Origin of the sequence: Desulfonatronospira sp., assembly GCA_003563255.1 — a bacterium.
In the GTDB taxonomy this organism is placed as follows: Bacteria; Desulfobacterota; Desulfovibrionia; order Desulfovibrionales; family Desulfonatronovibrionaceae; genus Desulfonatronospira.
This window is the reverse complement of the sequence record PWSL01000219.1, coordinates 1-8,881: the sequence shown is the minus strand read 5'-3', so window position 1 is coordinate 8,881 and position 8,881 is coordinate 1. Positions and strand designations below refer to the sequence as shown.

Below are 8,881 nucleotides of genomic sequence, written 5' to 3'. Positions count from 1 at the left end.
TACGCATACCCAGCCTTCATCTCCACTCAACCTGCGTACCCGCACCAGCTTGTCCACATGCCTGCGTCCGAGTTCAGCATCCCTGGTCACCTGCTGTAGTTCCTTGTCTAGAAAATCATACCCTGAACCCCAGTCAATGTCAGCAAAAATTTCAGGAAAATAGAACTCCATAAATTCCGGGAAATATCTTTCCAGTGCTATTTTCCAAGGGCTGTCGTATTCATCGCTCATAGGTTCTACCTCAAATTTTTAGCTGTGGCGGCTCAATCCCGCCTGCTTAAATCGCTAGAATATTTCGTATCGTACTTATCATATAATGCGTTTCGGGCTTGGGGGTCAAGATATTTGTATTCGCCAGTATGATCAAACCAGGCCAGGCTTTCCTTGTCAGGGTCATTTGTCCATGGGAAAAAAATAAAAAATTTTATAATAAAATGAATTATTATAATTGACAGACGTAACTTTGTAAAATATAATGTCTAAATGTCAATTTTTATTGGTAGAAAGAAAGAGATTCAATTCCTTGAGGATGAGTTTGCTCAGGACAGGGCCTCGCTGGTAATCCTTTATGGTCGCAGAAGGATAGGCAAAACCACCCTGATCAAGCAATTCATTCAGGAAAAAAACGCTTTTTATTTTTTGGCTACAGAGGAATCAGAACGGGAAAACAGGAGAAACTTTCAACACGCAGTCTCGGATTTCACACATAACACCTTACTTAAAAAAGATGTCCTTCTGGAATGGGATGAAATCTTTTCCGTGCTTAATGAGCACCAGCCGGAAAAAAAGAAGATCATTGCCATTGATGAATTTCAATACCTGGGCAAGGCCCGGACATCTTTTCCTTCCATTTTCCAGAGAATCTGGGATCAGATGCTGGCCGGATCCAGGTCCATGGTCATCCTCTGCGGCTCTCTCGTGGGCATGATGGTGGAGCAGGCTCTCTCCTATTCCAGTCCCCTGTATGGAAGACGGACCGGACAGATCAGGCTGGATCAGATTGCATATCAGGATTATGGACTCTTTTTCAAACACCCTGAGCGCATCAACCTCATCGAGTACTATGCTGTGACCGGAGGGGTGCCCAAATATATTGAACTGTTTACACCAGCCGCGGATATCTTCCAGGCCATAGAAAAAAATATTCTGTCCAGGCAGAGCTTTTTATTTGAAGAGCCGGTTTTTTTACTGGAAAAAGAATTCGGCGAAACTGGAACTTACTTTTCCCTGATCAAAACCATTGCAGCCGGCAACAGAAAGCTGGGCAGGATCTCCTCTGCCCTGGGCATGAACCAGTCCGGGCTGACAAAATATCTCAAAACCCTGCAGGAACTGGATCTCATTGTCAGAGAAGTTCCCATCACTGAAAAGAACCCGGAAAAAAGCAAAAAAGGCCTGTATCGAATTACAGACAATTTCATCAGTTTCTGGTTCAGATTCGTCCATCCCTATAGAAGCTACCTGGAGATTGAGAGCACTGAAGTAGTTATTAAAAAGATCAAAGATCAATTCAGGTCAAGTCATGTCAGTTTTGTGTACGAAGACATATGCAGGCAGCGGCTTATGCAGAAGGGGCTTGTCAAATCGCCGCATATTAAGCTGATCCAGGCAGGCAGATGGTGGGACAAGGATGTGGAGATAGATCTTCTGGGCGTCACTGAGAACCGGGAGCATGCTGTATTAGGTGAGTGCAAGTATACTGCCGCACCTGTGGATGCAGATGTTTACCGGCAATTGATGGAAAAGGCACAAAACGTTCCTTTGCCGGACGCCTCTGAAAAACACTATGTTTTCTTCAGCCAGTCCGGATTTACCGAAGCCATGATGGACCTGGCCCGAAGTCAGGACAATGTGCACCTGGCGTCCCTTTCCTGGTGTCCTTCCGGCAGAACTGCGTAAGTGCAAAAAAATTTTGGAACCAGTTGGCGGGTGGGCTTGGATGCGCAGTGAGCAGCTTAAGAGAGGTCGGCAGGTACATACCTGGCCAGACCTTTGCCTTGGAGGCATGAAAGTTACAGGGCAAAGGTCGGGTATCCGGGTTGGGGGCAAATGGTTACTGGCTGGGCAGGTTGTCTTTATAATTCCAGGGCAGCCATTTTTGAGCAGTTATGGTCTTGAACCATTGCTGGTGGAGACTCTTGTAGACAGGCAGCGTTTTCACACGAGGCTGCTATCTGGCTTCCAACTGGAAATTGCTTGGTGATACCAGTGGCCGGGGCCGTACGGATCGAGCTCACAGGCGTCATGGCGCAGCAGTTAAAAAGGTGCTGGTCCTTCCCCTGGTCAAGAACGCTCAAACCAGACTTTCAGGGAGTGGTCTGAAAGAAAACCTGGAAAAAAGTTGGCACCAGACGACAGAAAAGTTGGCAGCCGGCAGTAAAACAGGCCTGAGGCCCCCGTCCAGGGCGGAAAAATATAGTCCAGTTCAGGCGCTGCCTCTATTCAGCCGCTCAAATACCTGGCTGAGCAGTCACAGATTTGAGCAGGACCGAGTAAAGCATTGCAGCCCCTGCCGGATGATGTTTCTGGAGAGAATTCAGGTTTTCCCGGCTGAAATATAATATCCTGCAGGCTGATCCTGCCTTGTAAAGTCCGGGAACCGGTGTATCCTGAAAAAAACCCTTCAGGTTGATGACATCACCAGGCCCGAACTCAGCCCCTGAAATCTCCTTCACCCCGTCATGATGAACTTCATGGACCTTTCCCTGTTGGATCCAGTAAATTCCTCCTGCTTTCTCTCCAGGTCTGATGAGCACCTGGTCTGTTTCCAGCTGCAGATGGCCGGCATAATCATCCAGCTGATGCATAACCTTTTCAGCCTGTTCCAGCTGTTCCAGCCTGCAGAGCATTTCATCAGCAACGCAGTCAAACAGCCTGGTCCGGGCATGGATGTCTTCGCCTGTTTCAAAAAGCCTTAACTGCTCTTCAATGATCCTGTCTTCAGCCCATTCCAGCCCATGGTCAAGCTCTGGAAAGGATTTAAAGTGCTCATGACTGTGCAGCAGGCCCAGGTGCTGGTTCAGCTGATACAGAAAAAGCGGAGAAGCACCGGTGAACACCACCTCTGCTCCGTAACTTCCAAGTCTGTTCATGAGCCTGACAAAAGCGCTTACAGAAGATACATCCACACCTGTGGTATCAGAAAAATCCATGACCGCAAAATATTTATCAGAACCACCCTGCATCTGTTTATCAATATTTTCCACCAGAGAATTTACAGACCCGAAAAAAAGATAGCCTGACAGCCTGAAAACCCTGATTCTGGACGCCTGCTCCAGCAGAATTTTTTTATGAGGCAGAGGTCTGACTCTGGAGCTTTGGATATTAAGGCCTGAGGAAGCATTTCTCAGCACAGGGACCTGACTGAACCTGACCACAAAAAGGATAACCGACAGAAGAATACCCAGCATGACTCCCTGAAAAAATCCAAGCCAGGCAATAATAACCAGAATGACCAGGACAATGAGATAATCCGACCAGACCATTTTTTTTCTGCTTTCCACCACCCAGTCCCAGAGGAAAAAAAATCCCAGGAGCATGAGAAAACCTCCAAGAACAGCTTTGGGGAAAATTGAAACCAGAAAACCGCCCCAGAAAAGGGTCAACCCCATCACTACAGCCGCGGTCAGACCCACAATTCTTGAGTAGGCTCCTGTTTTTAAACCCAGCATGGAAAGACTCAGGGCGCTGTACCCGGCATGAGATCCTCCCAGACCGGCCAGAAAATTGCCCAGGCTGTTGGCCATGATTTCTCTGTTCATGTGGATTTCTCTGCCTGAGGCCAGCTCAATACCGTTCATGTTCAGAAGCAGCCCCATCAGGGCAATAAAGGGAATGGTCAAAAGCACAGGCAATTGAGAAAACACTGCCTGCCAGTTGACAGTGGTCATGTCCGACCAGGAGAAAACCGGCCACAGCCCGCCAGTGCCCAGGGCTTCAAACAGAAGTCCGGCTTCCCTGGCCTGGTCCAGGGAGATGTCAGCAAGAAAAAGGGCAAGATGAAAAACCGCCACTCCCAGGATTAAGGCGGCAGGAAGGATGGTAAAATGGGAAAATTTTCTGAGGACGCTGAAAAGAACTACAGCCAGCGCAGTGCCCGGAAGCCAGAGAACCAGAGATGAAGCACCCAGAAGCATTCCTGGATTCAGCAAATCCAGCTTGGCTCCAAGCATGACCTCAAGGCTGCCGGTACTGAGAATCCATCCGGAACCGGCCAGAAACCCGCCGATAACCGGATAGGGTATATATCTGAAAAAATGGACCAGCCTGAATCTGGCCACAAGAAACAGAAATACAGTGGTCAGCAGGGTGGAAAGCATAAGCCCGGCCACAATGGTCATGAACATATCACCGGTACCGGTCAGGGTCTGGGCGGCCATGGCGGCGGCAGCTCCGGAGAAGATGGCAGCTGGAGCATCCTGGGCTACGCTGATGCTGGACTTAAATGAACTGGTCAAAGCCACCACCAGACAGCAAATAAAACCGCCAAACAGGGTCAGGCCGGCTCCCCTGATGGCCAGGTGACTCAATTCACCGGCAAATATCATGGCTGCAAAGGATATCTCCAGAATAACAACCAGCAGGCCCAGGATAAGACCAATGCTCACGGCCGGAAAAAAGACCCTTGGCTTGAGATCAGCTGACAGGTCCTGAAATATATTTGGCATCTGTTCCTTTACTGTGAGAGTTAAAAATACATGACTGACAGTAACACTACAGCGGCACTTTGTGTAAATTATCGCCTCGGCCACCGGGGACAGGCACTTTTGCCGATATAGCCTGCATTGATCACCAGTAACCATTCAGGGGGGTCCTCGGTGAGGATTACTGGCACCAGAATTCTAACCATTGCCGGATATGTTTGATAATCAGGAAGTTTTTTTACTCAAAAAAACAGGCAGGATCAAGCAGAGTAAAACCGGTCAGCCAGACAGCAAGTTCTGAAATACAGAGATTCCAACGTAAGCGTACAAGGGTGCATCCCTCTGAGGTAACAGAATCATAAGGCTACAGTGAAACCGGCTGGGGACTCGACAATGCTTCTATGTTGAGATTCAAACTGCAGGGGGGAACATTCATTCGCCCAGGTTTCCGGCACATTTCCCAGATAGAATCATAGCGATCGTAACCGTTCAGGGGATCCTCGGTGTTGATAACTGGCACAAGGCCAGGGGACTGTCCCCGCTAAGTACTATCTGTGCAGGTTCACACAACTTAGCATTTGTAGTTTTTATTTATTTTTGCAGGAAAGGTGTCGCGGGGAATGTCCCCTGGCCGGTATCTGCCCCCCTGAATGGTTACTAGCGATCCAGTAAAGGGTTGCTTTCTCAAAGGGTTTAACAACAGGGGCAGGAACAGGCTAAAAATAATTGCCAAGAATAATGTTTAAGTCTATAATCTGATTTCGGACTGCAGGCTGTGTTTGCTGTATTTGCCAAAACCGGAAGGTCATTTTTCGGGGCAGGCAGGATTAAGAGATGGATTAAGATAAAAATATTTTTGTCCTGGCTCCCAGTTTAATGCCCTTCGGGCTTGCTCTGCGAGCAATTTAATCACGCCACAGGCGTGACATGCTGAAGCCAGGCCAAAAGGCAATCCATACTGTTAATTCTGTCTAAACATTCTTGTTTTTTGTAACAGGCTTTCAAGGGTTAGGTCACTAAACGGCATATTGGTATTTTGAACATCCCTAAAATATTCCAGGCCATGGCCGCCTCCGGCATGCCCTGTCAGGATCAGGTCTGCTGCCTGTCCCTTGTTTTGACCGAAGCAAAACAACATGAAAATCATAACCACTCATTCCAATTCTGATTTCGACGCCCTGGCCTCCATGCTGGCAGCCTCTTTTCTCTATCCCGGGCATATACGGGTGATGCCCGCTCAGATATCGCCCATGGTCAAAGAGTTTCTGGCAGTGCACTGGGACATGCTCAGGCTTGTATCCAGAAAAAGCATTGACCTTTCAGATATTGATCATCTGGTGGTCACTGACACATCCAGCTGGCAGAGACTGGACAACATGCAGGAACTGTCCGGAAAAACAGACCTGAAGATAGATCTCTGGGATCATCACATGGGACAGTCAGGCATTGAAGCCGGGACAGTCTGCAAGGAGGAAACAGGAGCAGCTGTTACCATTCTTCTGGAAGAAATCCGGAAAAAAGACCTGGCCTTTTCCCCTGTGCATGCCACTCTTTTTTTGCTTGGCATTTATGATGACACCGGTTCCCTGTCCTTTCCAGGAACCACCCCCAGAGATGCGGCCATGGCTGCTTTCATGCTGGAAAACGGCGCGGATCTGAATGTGGTCTCCGCCTATATGGAAGCCTCTCTGGACAGCAGACATCTTGACCTGTTCAGCAGGATGCTGTCTGAATCTGATATAATGTCCGCGGGCAGTCTGAATATTGGAATATGCGTCCAGCAGGTGGATAAAGGCCTGAACATGCTTCCTTCTGTGGTCAACAAATTCAAGGACATCAAGGGGCTGGACGCTGCTTTCGGTATTTTTCCCATGAATGCCGGCAAAACCGCGGTTATCGGCCGCGGCAGCGCCAGTGAGCTGGACATCGGCGCGTTGATGCGCAGACTGGGAGGAGGAGGTCATCCAGGAGCAGGATCAGCCATTCTTAAGGCTGATGTGGAACAGGTCCGGGAAGAGCTGGCTGAAATCATCAACAGCACCGAGATTTCCGAACCTCTGGTTAAACAGCTCATGACCCCGGCCAGAGGAGTTCTGTCTTGTTCTGACACCCTGAAAAAAGCTGATCAGATGCTTGTAGAATCAGGGCGTTCAGCAGCACCTGTTGTGGATGAAAATTCAGTCCTCTTAGGAATGATCAGCAGAAAATTCCTGGACAAAATCAAAAATCAGAAACAGTGGCAACAGCCGGTTACTTCCATGCTGAACAGAAACCTCCAGACAATAACCCCTGACCAGACCGTGAGGCAGGCCCTGGAGCTCATGGCCGGCTCTGAAACCGGATTTCTGCCTGTGGTCCAGGATTCTGTCCTGACCGGTGAAATCACCAGGTCTTCCATCATCCTTTACATGTATGAATTTTAAGAGAAGGTAACAGTTCAGCTCTTTTTTTTAAGACGCAGGGGACAGTCCGGCACTTATTTTTTTACTGGCTCAGGCTTATCCTCCACCGCAAGGCCATAGACGGGTTGTCCATCATGGTCCAGGCTCAGTTGGAGCATGACCCCTTTTCCGGACATCTGTTTGTCATCTGCAACAGGCAGCGGACCATCATCAAGATCCTGTACTGTGACACAAGCGGTTTTTTCTTGTGGCAAAAGCGTTTGGAGAAGCAAAGCTTCAAGTGACCTGCATCAAAGCAGGCAGTCATGGAGCTTGATGCGTCATTTCCCGTAATGCTCTGCCCGGCTTACCTATCAAGGACACTGACAAGGATTATCTGGATATTTTTTTCAATCTCGGGTAACAGTTTAGCCATTTGCATGTGGCATGGGGACTGGCTCTCCCCGCACTTTTTTTAACCTGTCAATCATCCTTCAGAAAAAGGTTTGGGGGTGCCTGTCCCCTGCTTTTCTTAAAAAGGGCTAAACTGTTACAATCTCGGACTGATTCAAATATATCTTGCAAAAACAACCTGGTACAGGTAGACGTTACATATGAGCAAGAATATTCCCAATCCACACGACCTTTGTTTTAAGAGTTTCTTCAGCAGAGAAGAGTTTGTCCGGGACTTCATCCAGCACTATGTGCCAGATGAAATCAAAAAGCACCTGGACCTGACCATTATTGAGATTGATATAGAGGGCTATCTGTCTGAGGAATTCGAAGAATTTTATTCAGATGTGGTAGCCAAGCTATATTTCATAAATAGAATCCATTAGTTAGAGCTGTATTTCCTTTTTGAACATAAAAGCAAACCTTACAGGTTTACCAGACTTCAGACCCTGAATTACCAGGTACAGAAATGGATGCGGCTTCTGGTGGATGGTAAACTTGACCAGCACTTGCCAATTATTGTCCCGGTGGTTATTTAACATGGTTATAAAAGGTGGAATTTCAGGGTTCAGTTTGAGGACCTTTTTCAGCTGCCATCAAACCATTTCAAGGATTTCATTCCCCAATTCCAGAATATTCTGCACGATATCGGGCAGATGGATGAAGCTTCATTCAAGACGACCACCATAATGGAGATATTTCATCTGCTCTTGAAATATATATATTATCCTGAGCTGGATACCAAGATTCAAGACATTTATGACCTTTTGGAGAAATTGCCCGACAACGATAAACTGACTGATTACCTGTTTATTGTTGTCAGATACATTCTTGCATCTGGTGCTATTCCAGAGCAAAGATTGCTTGAGCATACCAAACGTTTTTCAGGGGGTGAGGAAATGATAGGTGTAGCAGCACGAGAAATAGAAGAAAGAGTGGAGCGAACAAGAAAACCTTACTGGGAGCAGCAAGGTGAAATCAAAAAAGCTCAACAGTTTATCATTGAAAATCTAACTGAAAAATTTGATGTGGTTGGACAATCATTATCTGAAAAGATTAAATCCATTCAATCCTTAGATATCCTTAATATGCTCTTCAAAAAAACACACCGTGTCAACTCAGTGGAAGAGTTTGATCAATTGGTAGACAAGGTTCTCAACTAACGCGGGCTTTGCCCGCAACCCTGATAAGAAAAGAGTTATTGGCCCACAGACCACACCCAGTGAAATCCACTGCGCTAGAGACTTTGTCTATTTCACCGGGCAGGCAGATTGACACAGATGAAAGAGATTGAAGAAGCATGTTTTTTCCTTGCGGGAATAAGACCCCAGTGAAACCCTGCTCCGCAGGAACGCTTTCAGCGTTGTTTCACGGGGCAGGACCCGCAAGGAAAAGGCATCAGCC

4 protein-coding genes and 2 pseudogenes are annotated in these 8,881 nt (G+C 47.5%); 4 read left to right on the top strand and 2 right to left on the bottom strand.

Going from position 1 to position 8,881, the window contains the following annotated elements; genetic code table 11:
* A pseudogene (locus QZP87_RS06505) lies at positions 1–231 on the bottom strand (cytosolic protein); the annotation flags it as partial.
* 252 nt (positions 232–483) lie between these two features.
* On the opposite strand from QZP87_RS06505, the gene QZP87_RS06500 reads away from it, so the two are divergent.
* Positions 484–1,899, top strand: a complete 1,416-nt coding sequence (locus QZP87_RS06500) for an ATP-binding protein (protein WP_291322111.1) — start codon at positions 484–486, stop codon at positions 1,897–1,899.
* Between the two features lie 551 nt (positions 1,900–2,450).
* Here the strand turns inward: QZP87_RS06500 and QZP87_RS06495 are convergent.
* Positions 2,451–4,667, bottom strand: coding sequence for a SulP family inorganic anion transporter (locus QZP87_RS06495; RefSeq protein ID WP_291322110.1), 2,217 nt, complete (start codon positions 4,665–4,667; stop codon positions 2,451–2,453).
* 1,112 nt (positions 4,668–5,779) lie between these two features.
* Here QZP87_RS06495 and QZP87_RS06490 point away from each other — a divergent pair.
* From QZP87_RS06490 to QZP87_RS06480, 3 genes and pseudogenes are all read left to right on the top strand, one after another.
* Entirely contained in the window at positions 5,780–7,066 is a 1,287-nt protein-coding gene (locus QZP87_RS06490; protein WP_291322109.1) for a CBS domain-containing protein, read from the top strand.
* Positions 7,060–7,329: an IS66 family insertion sequence element accessory protein TnpB gene (gene tnpB / locus QZP87_RS15550; RefSeq protein ID WP_363330996.1), complete on the top strand. Its 270-nt coding sequence runs from the start codon at positions 7,060–7,062 to the stop codon at positions 7,327–7,329. The genes QZP87_RS06490 and tnpB overlap by 7 nt, the downstream gene beginning before the upstream one ends.
* A gap of 309 nt (positions 7,330–7,638) precedes the next feature.
* Positions 7,639–8,640, top strand: a pseudogene (locus tag QZP87_RS06480) (Rpn family recombination-promoting nuclease/putative transposase).
* Positions 8,641–8,881: the final 241 nt, after the last annotated feature.

Excerpts from the sequence above, each read along its gene's own strand:
- QZP87_RS06500 (WP_291322111.1), top strand. The coding sequence starts at position 484 with ATGTCAATTTTTATTGGTAGAAAGAAAGAGATTCAATTCCTTGAGGAT.
- QZP87_RS06495 (WP_291322110.1), bottom strand. The coding sequence starts at position 4,667 with ATGCCAAATATATTTCAGGACCTGTCAGCTGATCTCAAGCCAAGGGTC.
- QZP87_RS06490 (WP_291322109.1), top strand. The coding sequence starts at position 5,780 with ATGAAAATCATAACCACTCATTCCAATTCTGATTTCGACGCCCTGGCC.